At 74.1% G+C, this 26,797-nt stretch carries 27 protein-coding genes; 12 read left to right on the top strand and 15 right to left on the bottom strand.

Features of this window, described 5'->3' with window-relative positions; genetic code table 11:
- Positions 1-66: 66 nt before the first annotated feature.
- Positions 67-1,032 carry a helix-turn-helix domain-containing protein gene (locus HGA03_RS07855; protein WP_168629702.1) on the bottom strand — a complete coding sequence of 322 codons (966 nt, stop codon included), beginning with the start codon at positions 1,030-1,032 and terminating at the stop codon, positions 67-69.
- 93 nt (positions 1,033-1,125) lie between these two features.
- Here HGA03_RS07855 and HGA03_RS07850 point away from each other — a divergent pair, with 93 nt between their 5' ends.
- Complete coding sequence (locus tag HGA03_RS07850; RefSeq protein WP_168629518.1) at positions 1,126-1,314, top strand: hypothetical protein; 189 nt, start codon at positions 1,126-1,128, stop codon at positions 1,312-1,314.
- Positions 1,315-1,368: 54 nt separating this feature from the next.
- Positions 1,369-1,968 (top strand): GDSL-type esterase/lipase family protein, encoded by a 600-nt coding sequence (locus tag HGA03_RS07845; protein ID WP_239073501.1) that lies wholly within the window; start codon positions 1,369-1,371, stop codon positions 1,966-1,968.
- A gap of 4 nt (positions 1,969-1,972) precedes the next feature.
- On the opposite strand, the gene HGA03_RS07840 is transcribed toward HGA03_RS07845, so the two are convergent.
- The 3 genes from HGA03_RS07840 to HGA03_RS07830 all read right to left on the bottom strand — a co-directional run bounded on the left by HGA03_RS07840 (position 1,973) and on the right by HGA03_RS07830 (position 4,608).
- Positions 1,973-2,593: a PadR family transcriptional regulator gene (locus HGA03_RS07840; RefSeq protein WP_168629701.1), complete on the bottom strand. Its 621-nt coding sequence runs from the start codon at positions 2,591-2,593 to the stop codon at positions 1,973-1,975.
- Complete coding sequence (locus HGA03_RS07835; RefSeq protein WP_168629700.1) at positions 2,593-3,411, bottom strand: DUF4097 family beta strand repeat-containing protein; 819 nt, start codon at positions 3,409-3,411, stop codon at positions 2,593-2,595. Before HGA03_RS07835 ends, HGA03_RS07840 begins: the two co-directional genes overlap by 1 nt.
- 108 nt (positions 3,412-3,519) lie before the next feature.
- Positions 3,520-4,608 (bottom strand): type IV pilus twitching motility protein PilT, encoded by a 1,089-nt coding sequence (locus tag HGA03_RS07830; RefSeq protein ID WP_203767232.1) that lies wholly within the window; start codon positions 4,606-4,608, stop codon positions 3,520-3,522.
- Between the two features lie 131 nt (positions 4,609-4,739).
- On the opposite strand from HGA03_RS07830, the gene HGA03_RS19695 reads away from it, so the two are divergent.
- Positions 4,740-4,814 (top strand): 50S ribosomal protein bL37, encoded by a 75-nt coding sequence (locus tag HGA03_RS19695; RefSeq protein ID WP_123371254.1) that lies wholly within the window; start codon positions 4,740-4,742, stop codon positions 4,812-4,814.
- Positions 4,815-4,873: 59 nt separating this feature from the next.
- On the opposite strand, the gene rsrA is transcribed toward HGA03_RS19695, so the two are convergent.
- A complete protein-coding gene (gene rsrA / locus HGA03_RS07825; protein ID WP_168629698.1) occupies positions 4,874-5,158 on the bottom strand; it encodes a mycothiol system anti-sigma-R factor in 285 nt (94 codons plus the stop codon).
- Positions 5,155-5,871 carry a sigma-70 family RNA polymerase sigma factor gene (locus tag HGA03_RS07820; protein WP_275407576.1) on the bottom strand — a complete coding sequence of 239 codons (717 nt, stop codon included), beginning with the start codon at positions 5,869-5,871 and terminating at the stop codon, positions 5,155-5,157. The genes rsrA and HGA03_RS07820 overlap by 4 nt, the downstream gene beginning before the upstream one ends.
- A gap of 92 nt (positions 5,872-5,963) precedes the next feature.
- Here HGA03_RS07820 and HGA03_RS07815 point away from each other — a divergent pair, with 92 nt between their 5' ends.
- The 3 genes from HGA03_RS07815 to rsgA are packed head-to-tail and all read left to right on the top strand — an operon-like array spanning position 5,964 to position 8,877.
- A complete protein-coding gene (locus HGA03_RS07815) occupies positions 5,964-6,461 on the top strand; it encodes a DoxX family membrane protein (protein ID WP_168629696.1) in 498 nt (165 codons plus the stop codon).
- A 44-nt stretch (positions 6,462-6,505) separates the two neighbouring features.
- Positions 6,506-7,831: a 3-phosphoshikimate 1-carboxyvinyltransferase gene (aroA, locus tag HGA03_RS07810; RefSeq protein WP_168629695.1), complete on the top strand. Its 1,326-nt coding sequence runs from the start codon at positions 6,506-6,508 to the stop codon at positions 7,829-7,831.
- A gap of 5 nt (positions 7,832-7,836) precedes the next feature.
- Positions 7,837-8,877, top strand: coding sequence for a ribosome small subunit-dependent GTPase A (rsgA, locus tag HGA03_RS07805; protein WP_168629694.1), 1,041 nt, complete (start codon positions 7,837-7,839; stop codon positions 8,875-8,877).
- A 4-nt stretch (positions 8,878-8,881) separates the two neighbouring features.
- Here rsgA and hisN read toward each other — a convergent pair whose 3' ends face one another.
- Positions 8,882-9,688 (bottom strand): histidinol-phosphatase, encoded by an 807-nt coding sequence (gene hisN / locus HGA03_RS07800; protein WP_168629693.1) that lies wholly within the window; start codon positions 9,686-9,688, stop codon positions 8,882-8,884.
- Positions 9,689-9,727: 39 nt separating this feature from the next.
- The gene (locus HGA03_RS07795) at positions 9,728-10,189 is read right to left on the bottom strand and encodes a DUF6912 family protein (protein ID WP_168629692.1); all 462 of its coding nucleotides are present in this window, start codon (positions 10,187-10,189) and stop codon (positions 9,728-9,730) included.
- Positions 10,190-10,604: 415 nt separating this feature from the next.
- Between HGA03_RS07795 and HGA03_RS07790 the strand changes: the two genes are divergently transcribed.
- Positions 10,605-11,648, top strand: coding sequence for an Rv3235 family protein (locus HGA03_RS07790; RefSeq protein ID WP_168629691.1), 1,044 nt, complete (start codon positions 10,605-10,607; stop codon positions 11,646-11,648).
- Between the two features lie 97 nt (positions 11,649-11,745).
- Here the strand turns inward: HGA03_RS07790 and secA are convergent, their stop codons facing one another.
- Entirely contained in the window at positions 11,746-14,556 is a 2,811-nt protein-coding gene (secA, locus tag HGA03_RS07785) for a preprotein translocase subunit SecA (protein ID WP_168629690.1), read from the bottom strand.
- Between the two features lie 135 nt (positions 14,557-14,691).
- Complete coding sequence (locus tag HGA03_RS07780; RefSeq protein ID WP_239073506.1) at positions 14,692-15,942, bottom strand: winged helix-turn-helix domain-containing protein; 1,251 nt, start codon at positions 15,940-15,942, stop codon at positions 14,692-14,694.
- Between the two features lie 87 nt (positions 15,943-16,029).
- Here HGA03_RS07780 and HGA03_RS18830 point away from each other — a divergent pair, with 87 nt between their 5' ends.
- Positions 16,030-16,170, top strand: a complete 141-nt coding sequence (locus tag HGA03_RS18830; RefSeq protein ID WP_239073502.1) for a hypothetical protein — start codon at positions 16,030-16,032, stop codon at positions 16,168-16,170.
- Positions 16,171-16,721: 551 nt separating this feature from the next.
- Here HGA03_RS18830 and hpf read toward each other — a convergent pair.
- From hpf to mtrA, 5 genes are all read right to left on the bottom strand, one after another.
- A complete protein-coding gene (gene hpf / locus HGA03_RS07775; RefSeq protein ID WP_168629688.1) occupies positions 16,722-17,372 on the bottom strand; it encodes a ribosome hibernation-promoting factor, HPF/YfiA family in 651 nt (216 codons plus the stop codon).
- A gap of 166 nt (positions 17,373-17,538) precedes the next feature.
- Positions 17,539-18,456: a ComF family protein gene (locus HGA03_RS07770; protein ID WP_168629687.1), complete on the bottom strand. Its 918-nt coding sequence runs from the start codon at positions 18,454-18,456 to the stop codon at positions 17,539-17,541.
- Positions 18,457-18,545: 89 nt separating this feature from the next.
- Entirely contained in the window at positions 18,546-20,234 is a 1,689-nt protein-coding gene (locus tag HGA03_RS07765) for an LpqB family beta-propeller domain-containing protein (RefSeq protein WP_168629686.1), read from the bottom strand.
- Positions 20,231-22,021, bottom strand: a complete 1,791-nt coding sequence (mtrB, locus tag HGA03_RS07760; protein WP_168629685.1) for an MtrAB system histidine kinase MtrB — start codon at positions 22,019-22,021, stop codon at positions 20,231-20,233. Before mtrB ends, HGA03_RS07765 begins: the two co-directional genes overlap by 4 nt.
- A gap of 4 nt (positions 22,022-22,025) precedes the next feature.
- Positions 22,026-22,712, bottom strand: coding sequence for an MtrAB system response regulator MtrA (gene mtrA, locus HGA03_RS07755; protein WP_168629684.1), 687 nt, complete (start codon positions 22,710-22,712; stop codon positions 22,026-22,028).
- 120 nt (positions 22,713-22,832) lie between these two features.
- Here mtrA and HGA03_RS07750 point away from each other — a divergent pair, with 120 nt between their 5' ends.
- Genes HGA03_RS07750 through HGA03_RS07735 form a run of 4 tightly spaced genes read left to right on the top strand, consistent with a single transcriptional unit; the run spans position 22,833 to position 26,796 of the window.
- Complete coding sequence (locus HGA03_RS07750; RefSeq protein WP_168629683.1) at positions 22,833-24,026, top strand: proline-rich domain-containing protein; 1,194 nt, start codon at positions 22,833-22,835, stop codon at positions 24,024-24,026.
- A 3-nt stretch (positions 24,027-24,029) separates the two neighbouring features.
- Entirely contained in the window at positions 24,030-24,647 is a 618-nt protein-coding gene (locus HGA03_RS07745; protein WP_168629682.1) for a DUF4129 domain-containing protein, read from the top strand.
- Positions 24,644-25,828 (top strand): DUF4350 domain-containing protein, encoded by a 1,185-nt coding sequence (locus tag HGA03_RS07740; protein ID WP_168629681.1) that lies wholly within the window; start codon positions 24,644-24,646, stop codon positions 25,826-25,828. The genes HGA03_RS07745 and HGA03_RS07740 overlap by 4 nt, the downstream gene beginning before the upstream one ends.
- Positions 25,825-26,796: an AAA family ATPase gene (locus tag HGA03_RS07735; RefSeq protein WP_168629680.1), complete on the top strand. Its 972-nt coding sequence runs from the start codon at positions 25,825-25,827 to the stop codon at positions 26,794-26,796. Before HGA03_RS07740 ends, HGA03_RS07735 begins: the two co-directional genes overlap by 4 nt.
- The last annotated feature ends 1 nt before the right edge of the window (position 26,797 follow it).

Below are 26,797 nucleotides of genomic sequence, written 5' to 3'. Positions count from 1 at the left end.
CGGGGCCGTCCGGGGTGGGAGACCACCACCGGGCGGCCCCGGTCGCGTACCGGGGTTCAGGCCGGCTCAGGCCACCCGGACCGCCTCGTCGGTGCAAGCGAACTGCCGCCGGTAGGCCTGCGGGGTGGTGTCCAGCACCCGGGCGAAGTGGTGCCGGAGCACGGCGGCGGTGCCGAAGCCGCAGGACCGGGCGATCTCGTCCACCCCGGCCCCGGTGCGCTCCAGCAGTTCCTGGGCCCGGACCAGCCGCTGGCGGGTCAGCCAGGCCGCGGGGGTGGTGCCGGTCTCGGCCCGGAACCGGCGGGCGAAGGTCCGCTCGCTCATCAGCGCCCGGGCGGCCAGCTCCGGCACGCTGAGCTCGTCGGCCAGGTGCTCGGTCATCCAGCCGAGCAGCGGGGCCAGGGTGTCCGCCTCGCAGGGCAGCGGGGTGTCGACGAACTGCAGCTGGTTGCCGTCCCGGTGCGGGGGCACCACCATCCGGCGCGCCACCCCGGCGGCGGCCTGGGCACCGCGCTCGGCCCGCACCAGGTGCAGGCAGGCGTCGATCCCGGCGGCGGTGCCGGCACTGGTGATCACCCCGTCGTCCTCGACGTACAGCACGGCGGGATCGACCCGGGCGGCCGGGAAGCGCGCGGCCAGGTCGGCGGCGTACAGCCAGTGCGTGGTGCACCGGCGGCCGTCCAGCAGCCCGGCCTGTGCCAGGGCGAAGGCGCCGGAGCAGATGCTCATCACCCAGGCACCACGGGCCCGGGCGTCCCGCAGTGCGGCCAGCATCGGCTCCGGCAGCGCGTAGTCGTCGCCGTAGGGAAGCGCCACCACCAGGTCGGCGTCCGCGGTGGCCTCCAGGCCGGCGTCGATCCGGACGGTGAGCCCGGTCTTCATCGGGATGTCGCCGGGCTCGGGGGTGCAGACCACCAGGTCGAAGGCCGGCCCTCCGGTGTCGCTCCGGTCGATGCCGAAGACCTCGCTGACCAGACCGAACTCGAACGGGGAGACACCCGGGGCCGCGATGGCCGCCACGCGCTGCAGCATGACGGCAGTCTGCCATCGATCTGGCGGAAGATCGATGCACCACGGCAGCACCGCCACTCGTGGCCGGATCGCGTCAGGTCAAGACTTTCTGCCATGACGCTGTTGATCCTGACCGCGGTCCTGATCCTGTGGACGCTGATCCGGCTGGCGCTGGCGGTCCGCCGCGACGGCCTGGGCGAGCGCCGCCCACCCGCCTCCCACCAGGACTGGACCGAGCATGCCGACCCGGCCTGGCAGGACACCCGGCCCGCGCGTCGAAGTCGCCCGAACCGGCACACCTGAGACACTGACCCGATCGGCGGACACCGGGTCCTCCGCGGGCAGAAGGGTGGGAACGTGGGCGAGCTGCCGCTGCGCCTCCTGGTGATCGGCGACGAGATGACCGCCGGGGCCGGGGATCCGCGAGCGCTGGGATGGGTGGGCCGGGTGGTCGCCCGCACCACCGCCCCACAGCCGCCCACCGTGCTCACCCTGGCCGTCCCCGGCGAGAGCACCAACGACCTGGCCGCCCGCTGGCAGCAGGAGGTCGACCGCCGCCTGTCCCCCGAGGCCGACAACCGCCTGGTGATCGCCCTGGGCCGCGCCGACCTGGCCCAGGGGGTGTCGCTGGCCCGCAGCCGGCTCAACCTGGCGAACATCCTGGACGCGGCCGACCAGCGCCGGGTGCCGGCCTTCGTGGTGGGCCCACCGCCGGGTGGCGGCATCGACGGCACCGCACTGGCCGATCTGTCCGCCGCATTCGCCGACGTCGCCGGCCGCCGCCGGGTGCCCTACGTGGACACCTACCACCCGCTGGCCGATCACGAGCAGTGGCTGGCCGACCTGGCCGCCGGCGACGGGTCGCTGCCCGGCCAGGCCGGCTACGGCCTGATCGCGTGGCTGGTGCTGCACTCGCACTGGAACACCTGGCTCGGGCTGCCGGAGGACCTGGGCTGAGGCCTCAGCGGCCCAGCGCCGCCTCGACCGCACTGAGTGCGCCGTTCAGCATGGTCCGCAGGGTGTCCGCGCCGAGCGTGCCCAGCCGGCCCTGCGCCTCGGCGGTCCGCAGCACCGCGCGCATCTGCTCGCGGAACTGATTCAGCTCCGCCTCGCACTCCACCCTCAGCTGCTTCTGATGCCGGCGCTGGGCCGCGGCACTGTCGGCGTCCTGCTGCGCGCGGCCCCGGGCACTCAGGCGTGCCTCCTGTGCGGCGGCGGCCAGCTCGGCCCGGACCCCGGCCATCGCCCCGGTCACCTCGGCCCGGACCTGCGCCGCCAGGGAGCGCACCGTCTCGGCCAGATCGCGTTCCAGCGCGGCCAGCTCGTCGGCGTGCGCGGCCAGCTCGGCCCGCCCGGCGTCGGTCAGCTCGTACTGCGCCTTGCGACCGAGATCGGTGCGCCGGACCAGCCCTTCCTCCTCCAGCCGGGCCAGTCGCGGGTAGATGGTGCCCGGACTGGGCCGGTAGGTGCCGCCGAACCGCTCGGACAGCGCCGTGATCACCTGGTACCCGTGCAGCGGCCCCTCGGCCAGCATCGCCAGCAGGTACAGGCGCAGTTGCCCGTGGGCGAAGACCGGAGGCATCAGGACTCCGTCGGCTGCGCGCGGACCACGGTGAGGTCACCGGAGACCGAGCGGGTGGTGACGAAGCAGGTCGCGCCGGGGTCCCGCAGATCGACCTGGGTCCGGCCGGGCAGCCGGTCGCCGCGCTGGACGCCGTCCACCAGCACCCGCCCGCTGACCGAGGTCGCCTCGACATTGACCCCGTGCCCGGCCGGCAGCCGCACGGTGACATCGCCGGAGACCGACTTCACCTGGCACATCGACGAGGACGAGCGGGTGTCGACCGCGACCTCGCCGGAGACCGTGTTCACGTGCACCCGGGTGAGCTCGCCGCTGGCGGTCAGGGCACCGGAGACGTTGTTCAAGCCCAGATCGCCGGTGTGCTCGCGGACCACGATGTCGCCGGAGACGCTGCGCACCTTGAGGGCACCGCGGGTGCTGTCGGTGACGATCGCGCCGGAGACGCTGGTCAGCGACGAGTCCTGCTCCACCCCGGCCAGCAGCAGCTCCCCCTCGATGCTGGACACCGACGCCACCACCGCGCGGGGCACCGCCAGATGCACGTCGACCCGGTCCCGCCGGAACCCGCCGGTGACCCGGTTCAGGAAGCCGTCCAGGCCGTCACCGTCCCGGACCCCCACCCAGAGCGCACCGTCGGCGTAGGTCACCTCCAGCGGGTACCCGCTGACGGAGTGCACCTCCAGCCGGACGTCGGTCCGCGCCGGGTCGTCGTGGGCCACCACGTCCACCCGGCCGCCGGACACCCGGACGCGCAGCGAGTGCACGTCCTCCACCTCGATCACCTGCGGCCCGGAGACCACCCACGACTCGGTTGCCATCTCGCTCTCCCATCACGTTATATCGCGTCTGTTCGCAGACACGTTATATCGCGTTACTACGCGAGGCAAGCCCCGACGACGCCCAGGAGTGCGGGGGTGGGGCGACCGTCAGGCGATCAGACCGGCGGCGCGCAGCTCGACGGTCAGGTCCTGCGGGTTCGACGCGATCGCACAGGCTTCCTCGTAGTCGACCACCCCGGCGGCGAACAGCTGCACCAGGTGCTGGTCGAAGGTCTGCATCTGGTAGTACTCCCCCGCCCGGATCAGGTCGGCCAGCGGCTCGGTGCTCGCCGGGTCGACGATCGCCTCGGCGGTGCGGCCGGTGTTGACCAGCACCTCGATCACGGCGGTCCGGCCCCCGCCGTCCGCCCGGCGGGCCAGCCGCTGGGACACGATCCCGCGCAGCGACTGCGACAGCGCCACCCGGATCTGCTGCTGCTCGTGCGGCGGGAAGAAGTCAACGATCCGGTTCACCGACTCGGCGGCGTCGATGGTGTGCAGCGTACTCAGCACCAGGTGCCCGGTCTCGGCGGCCGACAGCGCGGCGCGCACGGTCTCCACGTCGCGCATCTCCCCGACCAGGATCACGTCCGGGTCCTGGCGCATGGCGGCGCGCAGGGCGACCGTGAAGTCGGCGGTGTCCTGCCGGATCTCTCGCTGGGAGACGATGCTCCGCTTGTCCGGGTGCAGCACCTCGATCGGGTCCTCGATCGTGACGATGTTCGCCTCACGCACGGTGTTGATCAGGTCGATCATCGAGGCCAGCGTGGTCGTCTTGCCCGAACCGGTCGGGCCGGTCACCAGCACCAGGCCGCGCGGTTCCAGGGCGAGCTCGCCGACGATCTCCGGCAGCCCGAGCTCCTGCAGCGACTGCGCCCCGACCCCGACCAGCCGGAACACCATCCCGAACGTCCCCCGCGCCTGGTAGGCGTTCACCCGGAACCGGCCCACCCCGGACAGCGAGAACGCGAAGTCGGCCTCGTGGTGCTCGGCGAACACCGGCATCAGCTCGTCCGGCAGCACCTCCTCCAGCATGAAGGCGGTGTCCTTGGGACTCAGCGACGGCACCTGCAGGCGGCGCAACCGGCCGTCCACCCGGACCCGGGGCTCGGAGCCGACCTTCACGTGCAGGTCGGAGCCACCGGCCTGGACCAGGGCGTGCAACAGGGGGACGACGGACTGGGGCTGTTCGCTCACACCGTTCCTATCGGCCGCCCCGGGCCAGGGGATGAGCCCGGGGATGAGCCCGGTGACGTCAGCCCGCCCGGGATGTGGGACGATGGCGGGTGACAACCGGCGCATCAGCGCCAGGAGCCAAGGAGATTCCGATGAGCAAGCGTGGTCGCAAGCGTCGTTCCCGTGCGGGGAGCTCCGCCAACCACGGCAAGCGCCCCAACGCCTGAGCGCTGCCACCCAACGTACGAGGGCCCGGTGCGGATCGCACCGGGCCCTTCGTCGTCGGTCAGCGGGTGGTCTCGACCCGCAGGGTGGTCAGCTGCGCCCGGATCCGGACCCGCAGGTCCACCGGCGCCTCCTCCTGGCAGCAGCGCCGGACCAGGTTCTTGAGCACCTGGTCGACGGTCACTTCGTCCAGGCAGGGCCGGCACTCCTCGATGTGGGCGCGCACCTCGGCCTCGTCGGCGGTCGCCAGCTCGTGGTCGAGGAAGGCGAACAGCCGGTCCACCTTCTCCTCGCAGTCCGGTCCGCCGCAGGCCCCGGCTTCCTTCGCCGCGTCCTCGCCGCTCATCGTCCCCTCCTCGAACCCGCCACGCCGGCCTCCGGCGCCTCGTCCTCGGCGCCGACCAGCCCCCGGTCGCGGGCGTAGTCGGCGAGCATCTCGCGCAACTGGCCGCGACCGCGGTGCAGGCGGGACATCACCGTCCCGATCGGCGTTCCCATGATCTCCGCGATCTCCTTGTAGGCGAAGCCCTCGACATCGGCGAGGTACACCGCCATCCGGAAGTCCTCCGGCAACCGCGCGAGCGCGTCCTTCACATCCGAGTCCGGCAGGTGGTCGAGCGCCTCGGCCTCGGCCGACCGCAGGCCGGCGGAGGTGTGCGACGCGGCCCGGGCGATCTGCCAGTCCTCGATGTCGTCCGCCTGCGACTGCTGCGGTTCACGCTGCTTCTTGCGGTACGAGTTGATGAAGGTGTTGGTCAGGATCCGGTACAGCCAGGCCTTGAGGTTGGTGCCCGGCCGGTACTGGTGGAAGGCGGCGAAGGCCTTCGCGAACGTCTCCTGGACCAGGTCCTCGGCATCCGAGGGGTTCCGGGTCATGCGCAGGGCGGCGCCGTACAACTGGTCCAGGTAGACCAGAGCCTCGGCTTCGAACCGCTCGCTGCGCGCTGCCTGGTCCTCCGACTCGGGGGCGCGTGTGGTGTCCTCGCTCATCGGGGCCGAGCCTAGTCGCGTCCGGGTGCTCGTGAGCACCGGAGGCCGCTCCAGGGTCGTCGTCATCATGCCGGGCACAACACGACGGGCACGCCGGTGCATTCCCGGACTAGCGTGGGATCCTGGACGGCCCGCCGGGGACGTCGAGTCGAGGAGGACCCATGCTGTTGCGCCGGATCGCCCGCCCGCTGTTCGCATCCTGGTTCGTCGCCGAGGGCGTCGACGCCCTGCGGCACCCCGAGGGTCACGTCGCCACCGCCCGCACCGCGCTCGACCGGCTGGACGGCACGATCCCGGCCGACGTCGACCTGGACGACGACACGCTGAAGACGGTGGTCCGGGCGCACGGCGCCGCCACCGCGGTGGCCGGTGGACTGCTGGCGATCGGCAAGGTCCCGCGGTTGGCCGGCGCCGCCCTCGCCCTGCTGACCCTGCCGCTGGCACTGGCCGAGCTGGCCGTGGACAAGCAGCACCGCGGGCCGAAGCGGGAGCGCCGTCAGCGGCTGCTGCGTCCGCTGGCCCTGACCGGCGGGGCGCTGATCGTGGCTGCCGACACCCACGGCAAGCCGAGCGTCCGGTGGCGGGTCGAGCACGCCAAGGCGGTCCGGGCCGCCGCCCGCACCACCGAGCAGGCCCGCGAGGCGCTGCGCCGCGACTGAGACCGGCCGCCGGGCGCGCGGCACCGGCCGATAGCCTGGGACCCATGACCGGCACCGACACCCTCGCGTCCCACGGCTACGACGGCACGCTGCCGTTGTGGTCCGCCCCGCAGGCCGACCGCCCGCTGGACGCCACCGTGGAGGTCCCCGGTTCCAAGTCGCTGACCAACCGCTACCTGGTGCTCGCCGCGCTGGCCGACGGCCCGGGGCGGCTGCGGTCGCCGCTGCGGTCGCGGGACAGCCTGCTGATGGCGCAGGCGCTGCGCGGGCTCGGTATCGGGGTGGCGGACGACCCGGAGCGTCCCGGCGACTGGCTGGTCACCCCCGGCCCGGTCCGCGGCGGCACCGACATCGACTGCGGGCTGGCCGGCACGGTGATGCGGTTCCTGCCGCCGGTCGCCGCGCTGGCCGAGGAGCCGGTGCGCTTCGACGGCGATCCGGGCGCCCGGGTGCGGCCGATGGGGCCGGTGCTGACCGCGCTGCGCGATCTGGGTGCCGAGGTGGTCGAGGAGGGTGAGCCCGGGTTCCTGCCGTTCCGGGTGCGCGGCGGCGAGCGGGTCCGGGGCGGCGAGGTCGAGGTGGATGCCTCCGGGTCCTCGCAGTTCGTGTCGGGGCTGCTGCTGGCCGGCGCGCGGTTCCCGGCCGGGCTGACCGTCCGGCACGTGGGTGCCACGCTGCCCAGCCTGCCGCACATCGAGATGACGGTGGCCACGCTCCGGGACGCCGGGGTGGAGGTCGACGACAGCCGGCCCGGCACCTGGCGGGTCTCCCCCGGGCCGATCGCCGCCCGGGACGTCCGGGTCGAGCCCGACCTGTCCAATGCCGCACCCTTCCTGTGCGCCGCAGTGGTCGCCGGCGGCACCGTGCGGGTGCCCGGCTGGCCGGCCCGCACCACCCAGCCCGGTGGCCTGCTGCCCGGCATCCTGGAGCGGATGGGCGCCACCTGCGTCCTGGACGGCGACGTGCTGAGCGTGACCGGCAACGGCCGCCCGGTGGGCCTGGACCTGGACCTGAGCGCCGCCGGGGAGATCGCCCCCACCATCGCCGCCGTCGCCGCGCTGGCCGAGGGCCGGACCGTGCTGCGCGGCATCGCCCACCTGCGCGGGCACGAGACCGACCGGCTGGCCGCACTGCGTACCGAGATCACCCGGCTGGGCGGTCGGGCGCAGGAGACCGCGGACGGGCTGATCATCGACCCGGCACCGCTGTACGCCGCCGTGGTGCGGTCCTACGCCGACCACCGGATGGCGACCTTCGGCGCACTGATCGGGCTGGTGGTGCCCGGCGTGCAGGTCGAGGACATCGCCACCACCAGCAAGACGATCCCGGACTTCACCGGGCTGTGGGACGCCATGCTGGTCCGGAGCTGACCGCGATGCCCCGCCGCGACTTCGACGAGCGCGACATCCGGGTCCGGCCGAGCCGGCGCGGATCACGGCCCCGCACCAAGACCCGGCCCGAGCACGCCGACGCCGACCGCGCCCTGGTCACCGGCGTCGACCGTGGCCGCTACACCGTGCTGGTCGACCCGGACGGCCCCGGCGAGCGGCCCGCGATCGCGATGAAGGCCCGCGAACTGGGCCGGGAGCGGGTGGTGCCCGGCGACCGGGTGGACCTGGTCGGCGACACCTCCGGCGCCGAGGGCTCGCTGTCCCGGATCGTCCGGATCGTCGAGCGCAGCACCGTGCTGCGCCGCACCGCCGACGACACCGACCCCTACGAGCGGGTGATCGTCGCCAATGCCGACCAGCTGGTGATCGTCACCGCCCTGGCCGACCCCGAACCGCGCACCCGGATGATCGACCGCTGTGTGGTCGCTGCCTACGACGCCGGGATGGACGCCCTGCTGGCGCTCACCAAGGCCGACCTGGCCGACCCGGCGCCGCTGCGCGAGCTGTACGAGCCGATCGGGGTCCGGGTGGTGGTCACCCGGGTCGACGACGGGCGGATCGACGGCCTGGACGAGCTGACCGCCGCCCTCGACGGCCGCACCTCGGTGCTGGTCGGGCACTCCGGGGTCGGCAAGTCCACCCTGGTCAACGCCCTGGTCCCGGATGCGCAGCGTGCCACCGGGCGGGTCAACGACGTCACCGGCCGCGGCCGGCACACCTCCACCAGCGCGGTGGCGCTCCGGGTGCCCGGCGCGGCACCCGGCACCTGGGTGATCGACACCCCCGGTGTCCGGTCGTTCGGGCTGGCCCACGTCGATCCCGACCGGTTGATCGGGGCGTTCGCCGACCTGGCCGAGGTCGCCGCCGAGTGCCCGCGCGGCTGCACCCACCTGGCCGACAGCCCGGACTGCGCGCTGGACGACTGGGTCGCCGAGGCCGGGGAGGGCACCGAGCTGCGCCGGTCCCGGGCGGACCGGGTCGACTCGTTCCGCCGGCTGCTGGTCAGCCGCACCGCCGACGCCTGACCGGTCACACCGGGTGCGGCTCCGGGTCCAGCGGGTCGATCAACTGCAGGGCGGCATTGTGCAGGTGGCCGTTCGACACCAGCGCCGACCCGCCGAACGGTCCGTCCTGGCCGGAGATCGAGGTGAACCGCCCGCCGGCCTCGGTCACGATCGGCACCAGCGCCGCCATGTCGTGCAGCGCCAGCTCCGGCTCGCAGGACAGGTCGACCGCCCCCTCCGCCACCAGCACGTGCGACCAGAAGTCGCCGTAGGCCCGGGTCCGCCACACCTGCCGGGTCAGGCCGAGGAAGCCGTCCAGCCGGCCGGTCTCCTCCCACCCGGTCAGGCTGGAGTAGGACAGCGAGGCATCCTGCAGCCGCCGCACCTGGGACACCTGCATCCGGGACGCCGAGGCCAGTGACCGCCCGGTCCAGGCACCCGACCCGGTGGCCGCCCACCACCGCCGGTTCAGCGCCGGGGCACTGACCAGCCCCACCACCACCCGGTCGCCGTCCATCAGCGAGATCAGCGTCGCCCACACCGGCACGCCGCGCACGAAGTTCTTGGTCCCGTCGATCGGGTCCACCACCCACACCCGGGGGCCGTGCCCGGTGTCCGGCAGTTCCTCGCCGTGCACCGCGTCCCGCGGACGGGTCCGGGACAGCTGCGAGCGGACCAGCTCCTCGGCTGCGCGGTCCGCATCGGACACCGGGGTCAGATCCGGCTTGGTCTCGACCACCAGATCCTGCGCCTTGAACCGCGACATGGTCAGCGCGTCCACCTGATCGGCGATCACGTGGGCGAGGCGGAGGTCGTCGTCGTACCGGGTCATGCGGTCAACCTACCTGGGCCCCGGTGGCGCGAGGGCCGCTCAGCGCGGGATACGGCCCAGTTCGGTCACGTCGTACCAGAGCAGATCGCGCTCGGCCAGGTCCTCCAGCGCCGCGTCGTCGCCGTCCAGCGCCCGGGCGACCTGCACCGCCGCCTCGGGTTCGTCCACGTGCACGCAGACCACCTCGTCCGCGGCCGGGGCGCCGGTGAGCGTCACCAGGCTGACCGGCTCGTCCTCGCCCGCCGGAGCGTCGTCGACCAGATCGTCGGCGACCTCCACCGTCACCACCAGCCGCAGCGGCGGCGCCGACGGGGTCCCGGCGAGCAGCACCAGCGCGTCGTCCGCCGCCATCAGCTGCGCGGCGAACTCGACCCCCTCCTCGTCCTCGTCCGGCAGCAGCGCGGTCAGCGCAGGGGTGACCGCGTGGGCCCGGCGGGGCACGTCGAGGTGGAGGACGCCGTCGCGGAGATCGTCCAGGGTGGCAGGAAGGTAGAGGCGCACAGCGCACAGTCTGCCGTGCACTCAACGCCTCCGTCGCCACCCCGCCGAAACCGCCGATATGCGGCACCACTCACTCAGCTGACTCCCGGGCTCCCCTCATGTCCGGTCCGCCGAGCGACGCAACCGGGCTGACCAGCGGTAGAACCCCTGTCCCCGCCGGCGCGCGGGGACAGGGGGTGGGGATGTCGGTGACAGGGGCGGCAGAGGGCCGGATGCCGGCCGGGCGTGGGTGGGGCACGCGGGCCGCGCGTGGGTGGCGCGCGCAGGCTCAGCGTGGCTGGTGCGCGCGCGATGGACCGACCGCGGGGCACAGGAGCACGCGGGGGCCCGGGACGCCCGAGCGAACGGTGCGACGGGACCGGCCGGGCCCTCCGCAGACACGACAGCACGGATCACGAACCGAGAGGAAGTCATCATGAAGCATGCAGTGGGGGCGTCCGGCCAGGGGAACCGGGGCCGGACGGTGGGGGCACCGGAGACTGACGTGGTGGTGTGCCACGACGCTCGCGGCGATGAACCGGCGGGCGAGCAGCCCGAGCCGAAGCCGGACGGCGAGCGCGCGTCCACGTCCGTCGGCAGTGGAACCCGCGGCGAGCGACCTGCCGACGAACCGGGTGGCGACCGGTCGCAGCCGGAGCGCCCCCGCGACGACGCGCACGGGCCCGGCGGCGGGCCCGACCACGAGGGCTGCGACGACGTGGACGCCAACCCGGACCTCAGCGACCCTGACGCCCCGGGCGAGAGCGGATCCGACGCCCCCGTGACGGCCAGGACCGCGGCCGCCGACCCGGGCGCCGAGGACTCCCCCGCGGCACCGGGCCTCCCGACCCCGCGGGCCGGTGGTGCGCCGGCGCCGCCGGTCACCATCGAGCTCCGCCTGCCCCGGGTTCCTCCGCCTGCGGCCCGGTCGGAGCTGCCGATGATCCGGGTCGAGCCACGGCGTACCCCGCCGCCGCGGGCGCCCCGGGTGGTGCGGCCGGAGCCGGGGGCCGAGCTGACGCCACGGGTGGAGCGGCTGGGCGGCGGGGCGATGCCGGTCTACCGGCACCGGCTGCCACGGCAGCCGGAGCCGCTGGGTGTCCTGCGCGGCGAGGGCGGGCCGCCCAGCCGGATGGACCCGCGGCTGACCTGCTGCATGCTGGCGACCGCGGCGCTGGAGGTGATCGGCGGCAGCCGGCCGCTGGCGCAGCTGTCCCGGTGGGTGAGCCCGGCGATCTACGACGCGCTGGAGCAGCGCCGGCGATTGGGTGATGCGGGGCCGGGCCCGGAGCCGCTGCTCGCCCGGACCGTGGCCGGCCGGCCGCGGCCGGTGGTGCAGCGGGTGCGGGCGATGCGGATCGACGACCGGATCGTGGAGTCGTCGGTGGTGCTGCAGCACGCGGGACGGTTCCGGGCGGTGGCGATCCGGTTGGTGGAGGTCCGCGGCGTGTGGCGGGCCGAGGCGCTGGTGGTGGGCTGACCGGTGCCGGGCTGGACCGTGGCGGGCTGACCGCGTGACCGGACGCGACGACGGCCGGCGCCCCGGGTGGGACACCGGCCGTCGTGGACGTGCGTGGTCAGCCGCGGCGGCGCTGCTGCTTGGCGGCCTTGCGGCGGGCCTCCCGGTTGCCGGCGTCGGCGGCGGGGGCGCCACCGGTGGGCGCAGAGCCCTCCGCCTGGGTGGCACGGACCGCCGGTCCCCCGGCTGCGCGGCGGCCGCCACCGGTGACCGTGGCACCGGAGTCGCCGTCGACACTGGGCGCCGAGTACTGCAGCGGCACCCGGCGCTCCGGGCCGTCGATGCCCTTGGCGACCAGCTTGGGGGCGTCGAGCGCCGCCTGGGCACCCACCGCGGGCGCGGCGTCCGCACCCTCGGCGCCGGGCTCGGCGACCTTGACCTCCAGGTTGAACAGGAAGCCGACCGCCTCGTCCTTGATCCCGTCGGTCATCGCCTGGAACAGCTGGTACCCCTCGCGCTGGTACTCGACCAGCGGGTCACGCTGGGCCATCGCCCGCAGGCCGATGCCCTCCTTGAGGTAGTCCATCTCGTACAGGTGCTCACGCCACTTGCGGTCCAGCACGGAGAGGATCACCCGGCGCTCGAGCTGGCGCATGTTCTGCTCGCCGAGCTGGGCCTCGCGCTCGTCGTAGGCGATCCGGGCGTCGGACAGCAGCTCCGCGGTCAGGGTCTCGGTGGTGAGCCGGCCGATGCCGCCCACCGACTCGACGACCTCGTCCACCTCGATCGACACCGGGTAGACCGCCTTCAACGCCGCCCACAGCGCCTCCAGGTCCCAGTCCTCGGGGTGGCCCTCGCCGGTCGCGTCGGTGACGTAGTCGGTGATCACGTCCTCGATGAAGTGCTGCACCTGCTCCTGCAGGTCCTCGCCCTCCAGGACGCGGCGGCGCTGCTCGTAGATGACCTCGCGCTGCCGGGACAGCACGTCGTCGTACTTGAGCACGTTCTTGCGGATCTCGAAGTTGCGGGACTCCACCTGCGACTGCGCGGAGCGGATCCCGCGGGTGACGATCTTCGACTCCAGCGGCAGGTCGTCCGGGAAACCGGCGCGGGTCATCATCGACTCGGCCATGCCGGAGTTGAACAGCCGCATCAGGTCGTCCTGCAGCGACAGGTAGAACCGGGACTCGCCCGGGTCGCCCTGACGGCCGGACCGACCGCGCAGCTGGTTGTCGATCCGGCGGGACTCGTGCCGCTCGGTGCCCAGCACGTACAGACCGCCGAGCTCCTTGACCTCGTCGTGCTCCGCGGCCACCGACTCCTTGGCGGCCTCCAGCACCGCCGGCCAGGCTGCCTCGTACTCCTCCGGGTTCTCGGCGGCGTCCAGGCCCTTCTCGGCCATCGCGGCGACCGCCATGAACTCGGCGTTGCCGCCGAGCATGATGTCCGTGCCACGGCCGGCCATGTTGGTGGCGACCGTGACCGCGCCCTTGCGGCCGGCCTGCGCGACGATCGAGGCCTCACGGGCGTGCTGCTTGGCGTTCAGCACCTCGTGCGGGACGCCGGCCTTGCGCAGCTTGCGGGACAGCAGCTCGCTCTTCTCCACCGAGGTGGTGCCGACCAGCACCGGCTGGCCGGCGGCGTGCCGCTCGACGATGTCGGCGACCACGGCGTCGAACTTGCCGTCCTCGGTCTTGTACACCAGGTCGGCCTGGTCGACGCGCTGCATGTCCCGGTTGGTCGGGATCGGGACCACGCCGAGCTTGTAGGTGCCCTGGAACTCGGCCGCCTCGGTCTCGGCGGTACCGGTCATCCCGGACAGCTTGTCGTACAGCCGGAAGTAGTTCTGCAGGGTGATCGTGGCGAGGGTCTGGTTCTCGGCCTTGATCGCCACGCCCTCCTTGGCCTCGATCGCCTGGTGCATGCCCTCGTTGTAGCGGCGGCCGGGCAGCACACGGCCGGTGTGCTCGTCGACGATCAGGACCTCGCCCTTGTCGACGATGTAGTCCTTGTCCCGCTTGAACAGCTCCTTGGCCTTGATCGCGTTGTTCAGGAACCCGATCAGCGGGGTGTTCAGCGACTCGTAGAGGTTGTCGATCCCGAGGTAGTCCTCGATCCGCTCGATGCCCGGCTCCAGGACACCGACGGTGCGCTTCTTCTCGTCCACCTCGTAGTCGCGGTCCGGCTGCAGGCGGCGGACGGCCTTGGCGAACTCGGCGTACCAGCGGTTCGCGTCGCCGGAGGCCGGGCCGGAGATGATCAGCGGGGTCCGGGCCTCGTCGATCAGGATCGAGTCGACCTCGTCCACGATCGCGAAGTGGTGCCCGCGCTGGACCAGCTCGTCCACGCTCCACGCCATGTTGTCGCGCAGGAAGTCGAAGCCGAACTCGTTGTTGGTGCCGTAGGTGATGTCCGCGGCGTACTGCACCCGGCGCTCGGCCGGGTTCTGCCCGGTCAGCACCACGCCGGTGGTCAGGCCGAGGAAGCGGTACACCCGGCCCATCAGCTCGGCCTGGTAGTTCGCCAGGTAGTCGTTGACCGTGACGACGTGCACGCCCTTGCCGGTCAGCGCGTTGAGGTAGGCCGGTGCGGTGGCGACCAGGGTCTTGCCCTCACCGGTCTTCATCTCGGCGATGTTGCCCAGGTGCAGGGCGGCCCCGCCCATCAGCTGCACGTCGAAGTGCCGCTGGCCCAGCGTCCGGCGGGAGGCCTCGCGCACCACGGCGAACGCCTCGGGCAGCAGGTCGTCCAGGGTCTCCCCGTCCGACAGGCGGTCCTTGAACCGGTCGGTCTCCTCGCGCAGTTCGGCGTCGGAGAGCGAGGTGAAGCTGTCCTCCAGGGCGTTGACCTGCTGGGCGATGCCCGACAGCTTCTTGAGGACGCGGCCCTCACCGAGTCGGAGGACCTTATCGAGGATCGCCACTAGCACTCCCGGATTCCGCGCCCCGTGCCTGCAGTGCCGGGACGTCCGTGCGGCCCGACCGACGCGGACGAGCCCGCACCATCGTAGGTGAGGGCCCTCGGCCAGCAGCAACCCAACCGGCCCCGGAGAGTGTGTTCGCTCTCAGCGTCGCGGGAGCATGGCCGCCAGCCGCGGGGCCAGGTCACCGCGTGCGGGCTCGGCGACCTCGACCCGGTCCAGGCCCAGCCACGACGCCATCAGGGCGAGTTCGGCGGCGAGATCGGCGACCAGCTCCCCGGCGTCTGGCGTGCCGCGGCCGGACCCGGGCGGCGTGGGATGGGCGGCCAGCACCCGCAGGACGCCGGCCGACCGGTCCGCCTTGAGGTCGACCAGGGCGGCCGGGCGCTCGCCGTGCAGGAAGGGCAGCACGTAGTACCCGTGCACCCGCTTGGCCTCCGGGACGTAGATCTCGATCCGGTAGCGCAGGCCGAACAGTTCCTCCAGCCGGCGACGCTCGAAGACCAGCGGGTCGAACGGGCTCAGCAGCGCGCGACCGGTGGCCCGGCGGGGCAGCTCGGCCTCGGCGTGCAGCAGCACCGGCCGGTCCCAGCCCTCGACGGCGACCGGGACCAGCTCACCCGCTTCCACCAGCTCGGTGACCGCGCGATGACCGTCGGCGCCCTTGATCCGGAAGTAGTCCAGCAGACAGCGCTCGGTCGCCACCCCGTGCGCACGGGCCGCGATCGCCACCAGCCGCCGGATCGCCTCGGCGTCCTCCGGCTCCGGCGCCGCGAGCACCTGTGGCGGCAGCACCCGCTCGGTGAGGTCGTAGCAGCGCTCGAACTGGGCGTTGCGCCGGGCGGCGGTCACCTGCCCGGTGAAGAACAGGTACTCCAGGACGTGTTTGGCGGCGGTCCAGTTCCACCCCCACTGGTCCCGTTCCCGCGGCCCCTCGCCCTCGACCCGCAGGTGCACCTCCCGGGCGGTCATCGGCCCCTCGGCGGCGATCATCGCCAGAATCTCCCCGACCAGCGGCGAGTGCCGCAACGGCACGTCCCGGATCGACCCCCAGGCGTACTGCTGGTACGCCCGGCGCCGCCAGCCGAGCAGCGCGTAGGTCTCCGGCGGCACGTAGGACGCCTCGTGCGCCCAGGTCTCCACCAGCCGGCGCGGTGCCCGGCCGGACGCCCGGTCGATCAGGGCGGTGTCATAGGGCCCGAGCCGGGAGAACACCGGCATCAGGTGCGCCCGGGCGAGCACGTTCACCGAATCGATCTGCAGCAGGCCCAGCCGGTCGATCACCTGCTGGAAGTGCCGCATGGTCACCGGTCCGGTGCGCGACCGCCGGGGCCGGTCCAGGCCCTGGGCGCGCAGCGCGATCCGCCGGGCCTGCGACAGGCTCAGGCTCTCCACCGGGCGTAGCGGGCCACGGGAGGTGCCGGACTGGGTGCGGGCCCGGGTGCGGGACGGAGCGCCGGTGGTCGAGGTCACCGGGACATCGTGCCCGCCAGCTCCGACATCCACCCGGCGACCCCGCAGCGGGAACGGCCCTGGGGGTCGGCCCGGGTACCGGGCGTGCGCGGGGCGGTGGGCGTGAGCGGGGCGGCGGGCGTGACTGCGCAGGTCGGGCAGCGGGCGTGAGCTGGCACCGGGCGTCATGGGGCGGCGGGCGTGACTGCGGGGGTCCGGCGCCGAGGTCGTGCGCGGGGCTCACGACGTCGGAGCGGATGCCACGAACTCGGCGCCGGAGTGCGCCGGTGGAGGGCGGAAGGGCCGGGAGTCCGGGGCAGCCGGGAGCCGGGAGCCGGGAGCCGGGATGAGGGATGAGGATCGGCCCGTGCACCCGGCGTGCGCGGGCGGTCGTGAGCGGACGGCGGAGACGACCGGGCGGTCGGCGTGAGCTGGCACCGGGCGTCACTGGGGCGGGGGACGTGACTGCGGGGGTCCGGCGCCGAGGTCGTGCGCGGGGCTCACGACCTAGGCGCGGATGCCACGAACTCGGCGCCGGAGCGCGCCGGTTCGGGACGGACGGGGCCTGGAAACCGGGGTCGGGTGGGGCCGGCGTGGACTGGGGCCAGGATGGGGACCGGCGGGTCCGGGGTGGACGGGGTGCGGCACGCATGGGCGAGGCCGGTGGTCCGGGTGCCGGAGTCGGCACCGGACCACCGGCCTCCTGGGGCGCGGCGGTGGGATCAGGCGGTGGTCGCGACCGGCTCACCCGTGGGGGCGACGGCGCCGTCCACGTCGAGCTTGATCACGCCGTAGCTCCAGCCCCGGCGGCGGTAGGCCACCGACGGCTGCCCGGTGTCGGCGTCGACGAACAGGAAGAAGTCGTGCCCGACCAGTTCCATCTCGTACAGCGCGTCGTCGACCGTCATCGGCCGGGCGGCGTGCGTCTTCTCCCGGATGACCACCGGGGAGTCGCCGAGCTGGATCTCGACCGCGCCGTCGGCGGTGCGGACGACCTCCTCCGGCTCCGGCTCCGGCTGCGGGGTCAGGTCGGCGGTGTCGGGCAGCGGCGGCTCCACCCGGTTCCGCCGGTGGTTCTTGGTCCGGTCCCTGGCCCGGCGGAGCCGTTCGGCGAGCTTGTCGATCGCGAGGTCGAGAGCCCCGTACCGGTCGTCGGCGCATGCCTCGGCCCGGATCACGGGCCCCTTGCCGATCACGGTCAGCTCCACCTTCTCTGCGGCGGCGGCTTGCCGGGGGTTCGGCTCGTGCGTCACCTCGACGTCGATCCGCTGCGCCCGGGGGGCCAGGGTCTCGAGCTTGCTGAGCTTGTCGGTGACGTGCTCGCGGAAGCGCTCGGGAATGTCGGTGTGACGGCCTGCGACGATGATCTCCATGGGGACTCCTCCTCGGAGTTCCGGGGGACGGGCCTGGACCCGCCCGGTGACCTGCTCGGGAACGTGCCCCTTGTGGGGGCTGGTACCGGCATCACCTCCTCGCGCGGCGCACCGCGGAGAACCCACATCGCCGACCGCTACGCCGGTCGATGTCCGAGACACCACGCTATCCCGGAGCGGCTCTCGGTTCCACTTTGTGCACGCTGTGAGTAGGTGCCGGTGTCGCCGCGAGGGTCAGCGCCGCCACGACGCGCTGACCGGCGCGATCGAGGATCTCGCGGCAGGCGGCGAGGGTGGCGCCGGTGGTGAGCACGTCGTCGATCAGCAGCACCGGATGACCGCCGGTGGCGAACGCCGGATCCCGTCCGGCGGACCGGTGCAACGCCACGCCGCCGTCGAGCGCCAGGCCCCGTCCGCGGCGGCCACGGCCCACCTGATCGCGGTGCCCGCGGGCGGTGCGCAGACAGGGCGCCGCGCGGGCCGGGAGCCCGCACGCGGTCAGGGCAGCGGCGACCGCGGCGGCGACCGGGCGGAGCAGGTCCTCGCCCCGCTTGCGGCGGCCGGCGGCAGAGGGCGGGGCCGGGACGACCAGAAGCGGCCGGGCTGGCACAGCCGGCACGGTGCCCAAGGCGGGCGCGGCCGGCACGGCGGGCACCCCGCGCCCCGCGTGCACAGCACGCGCCGCGGGCACAGCCGCCGCCAGCGCGGCCAACTCCCCCGCCACCGCGGCTGCGGCGTTGCCGGTGCGCCGGGCCAGCCAGCCGGTGAGCTCCATCCGCCCCCGGTCCTTCCACGCCAGGACGGTGCGGCGGACCGCGCCCTGGTAGATCGCCTGGGTCCAGACCGGGAGCGGGCCGTGGCCGTCCAGGCGGTCCAGGCGGCCGGCTTCCTCCTCGCACCGCCGCGGGGCCGGTAGCCAACCGGCGGCGCAGTCCGCGCACAGCACCGGGCCGGGCAGCTCGCAGGAGGCGCAGGTGGCGGGCAGCAGCAGGTCGAGCAGGTCGGCCACCGGCCCGGTCCTGCGCGGGACGTCCCGGCTGGTCGCGCAGGACGGCTCCCCGCCCGGCATCTGCTCTGTGCGCATCCGGCCACGATCCGCCGCCGCACCAGCCCGCGGCAGCCCGCCGAACCCGGCCTGGGGACCACGCCCACCTCAGCGGGGCTGTGGACAGGTCACCCGGCGAAGGACGGGTACCGCACGTCGTCGGCCACGGCGACCCAGCTGGGCCCGGACCGGGAGTAGATCTGGTCGTCGTCGTTGCTCAGGTAGACGACGCTGTCGCCCTTGCCGCCCGCGATGTCCACCGGGTCGGCGATCGCGCCACGGGCCTCACTGGCACCGGCCAGCGGGACCAGGTGGTAGACCTCCGTGGTCACCGAGCCGGAGATGCCGAGGACACCGAGCGAGGACTCGTCCACCCAGACCACCCGGCTGGCGTCGATCAGGGAGGCGCCGACCCGCTGGGCGGGTCCGACCGACTGCGGGGTGCCGGAGTCGTCCCGGACCACGGCGACCACGTCGATCCGGACACCGTCCGGGCCGTCGGAGACCACGGCCAGCCGGCTGGCGTCCCGGGCCACCCGGAGCGAGCGGATCTCCCGGTCGACCAGCCAGTCCGCCTCGATCCGGACGTCGTCGCCACCGCTGTCGACGGCGATCAGCGCGTCGCCGCCCTCCTCGGCGGTCCAGGCCCAGCCGATCCGGTCGACCGAGGGCGCGACCAGCGCGGAGCCGGAGCTGAGCAGGGTGCGCTGGTCCTGGTCGCCGGCCGGCAGGGTGATCAGCTTGTTCGCGCCGGACAGTCCGACCCGCAGGTCCCCGCCGGGCTGTCGGGCGGGTGAGCGCAGGTCGAGGCCGGCCAGCGAGTCCACCCCGTCGACCGGGACGAACTCGCCGTGACTGAGCTGGACCAGGGTGTCGCCGCCCTGCACGGCCTCCAGCGCACCACCGGGGTCCTGCCCGCGGTCCAGCGTGATGGGGTCCGGGTCCATCGCGACCCCGTCGGCGGAGACCTCGACGGTGCGGACCCGGGCCACCTTGAGCGAGGCCTCCAGCTGGGCCTGCATCAGGCTGCGGTCGCCGGGTTCGGTGGGCAGTCCGCCGGCCGCCAGGCTGACCGTCGCGACGCCGTCGGAGTCCACGGACACCGCGTCCGGTTGCAGGCTGGCGCCCTCGGGGATGGCGGTGCGGACCGCATCGCGCAGCCAGGGCGAGGGCCCGGCCAGCAGGGCGCGGACGATGGAGGTGGCCAGGTTGCGCAGCGGGAACCAGCGGGTCTCCGGCACCAGGAACGTCCCGTCCTGGGAAAGGAAGTACAGCGTGGACGAGCGGTAGATCGCCTCGAAGTTGGGTTCGGAGAGCACGACGCCGTCGTCGAGGGCGGAGATCCGCCACTGGCCCTCGGAGTCCTGCACCATGCCGAACACCAGGGTCTCCTCGGCGCTGGGACCGGCCTGGGCGTAGCGCCCGTCGGCGTCGATCCGGGCGGCGACCTTCACCGTGACCTGCACCTGGGACCCGTCCAGCCGCAGCTGCGGGCTGGAGGCGGTCGGGTAGACCACCACCCGCTCCCGGGGCGTCCACGACCGCCGGGTCTCGCCGGACAGGTACTCGCGGGCGTTGCGGAAGTCGTCGTTCTCGCCGCCGGAGCTGCGGGAGAAGCCCGCCGCGCTGGCCCCGAGGAAGCCGCGCACGATGTCCTCCGGGGTGCCGTCCTGCGGCGGCGGGTCGCCCAGCGGCTCCACCGACTCCTGCTCGGTGTCGCCGACCACACCGGTGCCGACCGGCCCGGAGGTGGGCATGGCGGCGCAGCCCGCGAGCGTCAGCAGCAGCACGAGCAGCAGGCTGATCCGTCGGGTCACGACTCGGCTCCGTCCTGGTGGTGGGCGGCGCGTTCGGCGGCCGCCTCGGCGCGGATCTGGGCGTCCCGCAGCGCCTGGGCGGCACGGGCGCGTTCGACGATCTCCATCGACCCGGTGACCGCGGGCAGGTCCGGCAGCGCGGCCGGGTCCGAGCCGTCCCGGGTGGCACCGTCGTCCGCGGGAGCATCGTCGACCGGGTCGTCCTCCGGCTGCAAGGGCAGCGGCGACCCGGTCAGGGTGATCCCGGCCCGCAGCGGCAGGGTGAGGCGGAACTGGGCGCCGTGACCCGGATGGCCCCACGCCTCCAGCCAGCCGCCGTGCAGGTGCGCGTCCTCCAGCGAGATCGCCAGGCCCAGGCCGGTGCCGCCGGTGGTCCGGGCCCGGGCGGGGTCGGCGCGCCAGAACCGGTCGAAGACGTGATCCGCCTCGTCCCGGGTCATGCCCACGCCGTGGTCGCGGACCGTGACCGCCACCGCCCGGGCGTCGGCGGCGACGGTGACCCGGATGTCGGTGCCCTCGGCGTGCTCGATCGCATTGACCAGCAGGTTGCGCAGCACCCGTTCCACCCGGCGGGGGTCGATGTCGGCCACGCACGGCGACTCCGGCTCCAACACGCTCAGCCACGAACCCTTGCGCTCGGCCAGCGGCACCGCCTGGTCCACCGCCGCCGCGACCACGTCCCGCACGTCCCGGGCCTCGACGTCCAGCATCGCGGCGCCGGCGTCGAAGCGGCTGATCTCCAGCAGGTCGGCGAGCAGGTCCTCGAACCGGTCGAGCTGGGTCTGCATCAGTTCGGCGGAGCGGCGCAGCACCGGGTCCAGGTCCTCGCGCGCGTCGTAGATCATCGAGCCGGCCATCCGCACCGTGGTCAGCGGGGTGCGCAGCTCGTGCGAGACGTCGGAGACGAACCGGCGCTGCATCGCGGACAGGTGTTCCATCCGCAGGATCTGGTCCTGCAGGGTGTCGGTCATCGCGTTGAACGAGCGGCCGAGCCGGGCCATCTCGTCCTCGCCGCGCACCGCCATCCGCCGGGTGAGGTCGCCGTCGGCGATCTGTTCGGCGGTCTCGGCTGCCTGCTGCACCGGGCGCACCGCCTGCCGGGTGACGAACCAGGTCATCGCGACCAGGATCGCGACCAGCACGCCGGCGCCGATCGCCAGCACGCCCTGCAGGAAGCTGAGCTGCTCCTGTTCGGCCTGCAGGCTGTAGAGCAGATACAGCTCGTAGGTGCCGGCGGCCGGGACGGTGACGATCTGCCCGACCATGACGGCGGGCTCGACCCCGCTGTCGGTCGGCCAGCCCACCGACTGCCAGCGCTGGCCGTCGCCCTCGGCGGTGTCGTTGCGCAGTTCGGCGGACACCAGGGCCACCATCGTGGCGTCGGTGGACGCGCCGGTCACCAGGATCGGCTGCTGCTGGCCGCTGGTGCGCAGCACCGACACCTCACGCTCACCGGAGCCGCCGGCCCGCAGCCCGCGCACGGTGTCGTTCAGCAGCTGCTGCACCTCCGGGGCGGTGGTGGCGGTGGAGGCGTCGAAGGTCTCCTGCGCCTGGGCGGCCGCCCGGGCACTCTCCGCCAGCACCTGATCGACCCGCTGGGTGAACAGCCCGTCGCGCACCGACACCGACAGGTAGCCGCCGAGCACGGCGAGGGCGACCAGGCCGCCGGTGAGGGTGAGGGTGAGCACCCGCAGCTGCAGGGAGCCGCGCCAGGCCCGGGTCAGGTGCCGCAGTCGCCGGGCGGCGCGGACGGTGACCAGGCGCCAGGTGCGGGCCAGGCGGTTCATCGGTTCATGAGGCCGGGGTCGGCCCCGCCTTGTACCCGACGCCGCGCACGGTCACGACGATCTCCGGGCGCTCCGGGTCGGCCTCGATCTTGGACCGCAGCCGCTGGACGTGGACGTTCACCAGCCGGGTGTCCGCGGCGTGCCGGTAGCCCCAGACCTGCTCCAGCAGCACCTCACGGGTGAACACCTGCCAGGGCTTGCGCGCCAGGGCGACCAGCAGGTCGAACTCCAGCGGGGTGAGCGAGATGACCACCCCGTCCCGGGTGACCCGGTGGCCGGTGACGTCGATGGACAGGTCGCCGATCCGCAGGTGTTCGGGGGCGGGCTCCTCGGAGCGGCGCATCCGGGCGCGGACCCGGGCGATCAGCTCCTTCGGCTTGAACGGCTTGGAGATGTAGTCGTCCGCCCCGGACTCCAGCCCGAGCACCACGTCCACCGTGTCGGCCTTCGCGGTGAGCATGACGATCGGCACCCCGGACTCGGCGCGGATCAGCCGGCACACCTCGGTGCCGTCCCGGCCGGGCAGCATCAGATCGAGCAGCACCAGGTCGGGCTGGCTGCTCCGGAATGCCTCCAGGGCCTCGTCGCCGTCGGCGCAGAAGACCGGTTCGAACCCCTCCGACCGCAGCACGATGCCGATCATCTCGGCCAGTGCCGTGTCGTCGTCGACCACCAGAACGCGTCCCTTCATCCCGACATCATGGCATTCACCGCACCGGACGGGTCGCAGCACCCCCGGGCGATCACCTGCATGCCCGCCCCGGCGTGGCACGATGTCGCCCAGTCGTGACGCCGAGACCCAGGAGCACCGATGACCACCCCGTCGGAGCAGGACCAGCCCGACTCCGGCGCGGACCGGCCCGAGCCTCGCTACGGCCAGTACGCGCCCGCCGGCTGGCAGCCGCCCGGTGGCAGCACTCCCCCGCCGGCGCCGCCGGGCCAGGGCTGGGGCGCGGCACCGGGGTGGGGCGCGGACCAGCCGCTCGGTTACCGGCAGCCCGGTGCACAGCCGGGCCCGACGCCGCCGGGCCAGCACCCGCCGACGGCACCGCCGGTGCAGCAGTTCCGGCCGATGGCCGCCCAGCCCGGCATCGTGCCGCTGCGGCCGCTGAGCGTGTGGGAGATCATCGACGGCGCGTTCCGGGCGGTGCGGCACAACCCCAAGGTGATGTTCGGCGTCACCGTGGTGGGGGTGGCGATCTCGGTGCTGATCTCCGCGGTGATCACCTGGTACACCTCGCCGTTCACCACCGACCTGATCCGCGACGTCTACTCCGACCTGGGCACCGCGGGGGCCGACGACATCGCGTCCCTGATCGGCCCGGTCTACGCCACCGTGTTCTCGCTGCCGGTGTCGCTGGTGTTCACCCAGATCATCACCGGTGTGCTGATCCGCTCGGTCAGCCAGTCCGTGCTCGGCCGGGTCGTCAGCCCCGGAGAGGTGTTCCGCGGCCAGGGCGGGCGGCTGGCCCGGGTGGTCGGCTTCGCGGCGCTCACCGTGCTGGTCGCCGTGCTGGGGGGCGCGGCGCTGATCGGACTGGTCGTGCTGGTCGGGCAGTCCAGCGCTGCCGGGGCGGTGCTGCTCGGGCTGCTGGGCGGGCTGCTGTTCCTGGCGGCCGCGCTGTGGTTCGGGGTGCGCACCCTGCTGGTGCCGGCCGGGCTGATGCTGGAGGGCGGCGCGTTCTGGGCCACCGTGGTGCGCGGCTGGCGGCTGACCCGTGGCGGGTTCTGGCGGCTGACCGGGCTGTACGTGCTGGTGACGATCGCCAGCATGATCGTGGCCGGGATCATCGCCACGCCGGTCCAGCTGATCGCGATGCTGATCACCCAGGACCAGACGCTGACCGGCTTCACCGCGGTGGCGATCACCTCGGTGGGCGACGTGATCGCCACGACGCTGACGACGGTGTTCGCCGCCGGCGCCTACGCCCTGGCCTACATCGACGCGCGGATGCGCACCGAGGGGCTGGACGTCGAGCTGGCCCGGGCGGCGGCCCAGGGCTGAGCCGTGCGCCTCGACGTCCCTGTCGTCCCCGACGCCGACCAGGCCCGGCAGTGGCTGGAGCGTGAGCTCGCCGACCCGGTGTACCAGGAGCGCGAGAGCCTGCTGCAACGGTTCTGGGACTGGCTGTCCGACCTGTTCGGCTCGGTGCCGGTCGGTGGCGCGGGCGGGCCGTGGTGGCTGCTGCTGATCCTGCTGCTGGTCGCCCTGATCGCCCTGGTGGCGTTCTGGGTGGCCGGGCCGGTCCGGCGGGGCGGTCCGCGGGCGCAGCGCTCGGCCCGGGTGCTGGCCGACGACGACATCCGGGACGCCGAGGACCTGCGCGCGGCCGCGAACGCCGCCGCCGCTGCCGGTGACTGGGCGACCGCCGTGGCCGAGCGCTTCCGGGCGTTGGTGCGCGCATTGGAGGACCGGGCAGTGCTGGACGAGCGTCCGGGCCGGACCGCCCGGGAGGCCGCGCAGGCGGCGGCGCTGCGGCTGCCCGAGCACGCCGAGGGCCTGTACCGGGCGAGCGAGCTGTTCGACGGGGTGGTCTACGGCCACCACGACGCCCGCCCCGAGGACGATGCCGCGCTGCGCGAGCTGGACCGCGCGGTGGACCGGGCCCGGGTGAGTCTGCGATGAGCGCCACCACCGTGATCGGCGACGGCACCACCGCCGCGGGCCGGGCGGCCTCCCGCTGGCGGCGCTGGCGCTGGGTGCTGGTGGCCGCCGGGGTGGTGCTGCTGGCCGGGCTGGCGGCGCTGCTGCCCGAGCCGCGCACCTCCGGCACCCCGCTCGCCCCGGACAACCCGGGCGACGACGGAGCGCGGGCGGTGGCCGAGGTGCTGGGCGACCAGGGGGTGCAGGTCGAGTACGTCCGGACCACCGCCGAGGCGCTGCGGGCGGCCGGGGAGGGCCGCACCCTGCTGGTCACCTCGGACGACTACCTGGACACCGATCAGGTGTCGGCACTGGCCGGGTCCGCGGCGGACCTGGTGCTGCTGGACGCGCACACGCTGGCCGCCGCGGTGACCGAGGGCCGGGCCGGCTTCGGCTACTGGTCCGCCGGCGACGCGGCCCGGCGTACCGCGCAGTGCGGCGATCCGGATGCCCGGGCGGCCGGTGCGGTGCGGACCGCCGCGGAGGTGGACGGCGTCACCGGCGACCGCGGGGTGACGCTGTGCTTCCCGGTCGGGTCGGGGGCCTATGCCTACGGCACGCTGGAGACCGGCGGGCGCCGGGTGGACCTGATCGGCGACCCCCTGCTGTTCAGCAACGCCCGGGTCACCGACGAGGGCAATGCGGCGCTGGCCCTGCGGGTGCTCGGCCGGCACGACCACCTGGTCTGGTACGTCCCGTCGGCGACCGACTCCGGCGACCTCGGTGAGCCCGGGGCCGGCGGGCTGAGCCAGTTGCTGCCACCCCAGGCGGTGCCGCTCGGCTGGCTGGCGCTGCTGGTGCTGCTGACGCTGGCCCTGTGGCGCGGTCGCCGGCTCGGCCCGGTGGTCGCCGAGCGGCTGCCGGTGGTGGTCCGGGCCGCCGAGACCACCCGGGGCCGCGCGCGGCTCTACCGCCGCGGTCGCTCCTACGGTCATGCCGCCGCCGCCCTGCGCGCCGGGGCCGCCGACCGGTGTGCGCGGCGGCTGGGCCTGCCGCAGTCCGCCGCCCCCGCCGCGCTGATCGCCGCGATCGCCCGCGCCACCGGCCGGGACGAACCCACCATCGGCGCGCTGCTCTACGGGCCGCCGCCCACCGACGAACCGGGCCTGCGTGCCCTGGCCCACCAGCTGGACGAGATGGAGAGCGAGGTTCACCACCCGTGAGCGAACTGCCCACCCCCACCCCCGACCTGCGGGAGTCGCTGACCGCCCTGCGCGCCGAGGTCGGCCGCGCCGTGGTCGGCCAGGACGCCGCCGTCACCGGCCTGGTGATCGCCCTGCTCTGCCGCGGCCACGTGCTGTTGGAGGGTGTGCCCGGCGTGGCCAAGACCCTGCTGGTGCGCACCCTGTCCACCGCGCTGGCCCTGGACACCACCCGGGTGCAGTTCACCCCGGATCTGATGCCCGGCGACATCACCGGCTCGCTGGTCTACGACGCGCGCACCGCCGAGTTCTCCTTCCGCGCGGGCCCGGTGTTCACCAACCTGATGCTGGCGGACGAGATCAACCGCACCCCGCCCAAGACCCAGGCCGCCCTGCTGGAGGCGATGGAGGAGCGGCAGGTGTCGGTGGACGGCACCCCGCGGCCGCTGCCGGAGCCGTTCGTGGTGATCGCCACCCAGAACCCGGTCGAGTACGAGGGCACCTACCCGCTGCCCGAGGCCCAGCTGGACCGGTTCCTGCTGAAGCTGACCCTGCCGCTGCCGCAGCGCGCGGAGGAGATCGAGGTGCTGGCCCGGCATGCGGCCGGCTTCGACCCGCGCGACCTGACCGCCGCCGGGGTCCGCCCGGTGGCCGACGCGGCACTGCTGGACCGGGCACGGGCCGAGGTGGCCCGGGTGCAGGTGGCCCCCGAGGTGCTGGGCTACCTGGTGGACGTGGTGCGGGCGACCCGGCAGTCGCCGTCGCTGTCGCTGGGGGTCTCCCCGCGTGGCGCCACCGCGCTGCTGGCCACCGCCCGGGCCTGGGCCTGGCTGTCCGGACGCGGCTTCGTCACCCCGGACGACGTGAAGGCGCTGGCCCACCCAACCCTGCGGCACCGGGTGCAGCTGCGCCCGGAGGCCGAGCTGGAGGGCGTCACCGCCGAGTCGGTGCTGGACAGCGTGCTCGCCTCGGTGCCGGTGCCGCGCTGAG

Source organism: Cellulomonas denverensis, assembly GCF_012396125.1.
Lineage (GTDB): Bacteria > Actinomycetota > Actinomycetes > Actinomycetales > Cellulomonadaceae > Cellulomonas > Cellulomonas denverensis.
Note: the sequence above shows the minus strand (reverse complement) of the source record. Positions and strands in the feature narration are given on the sequence as shown.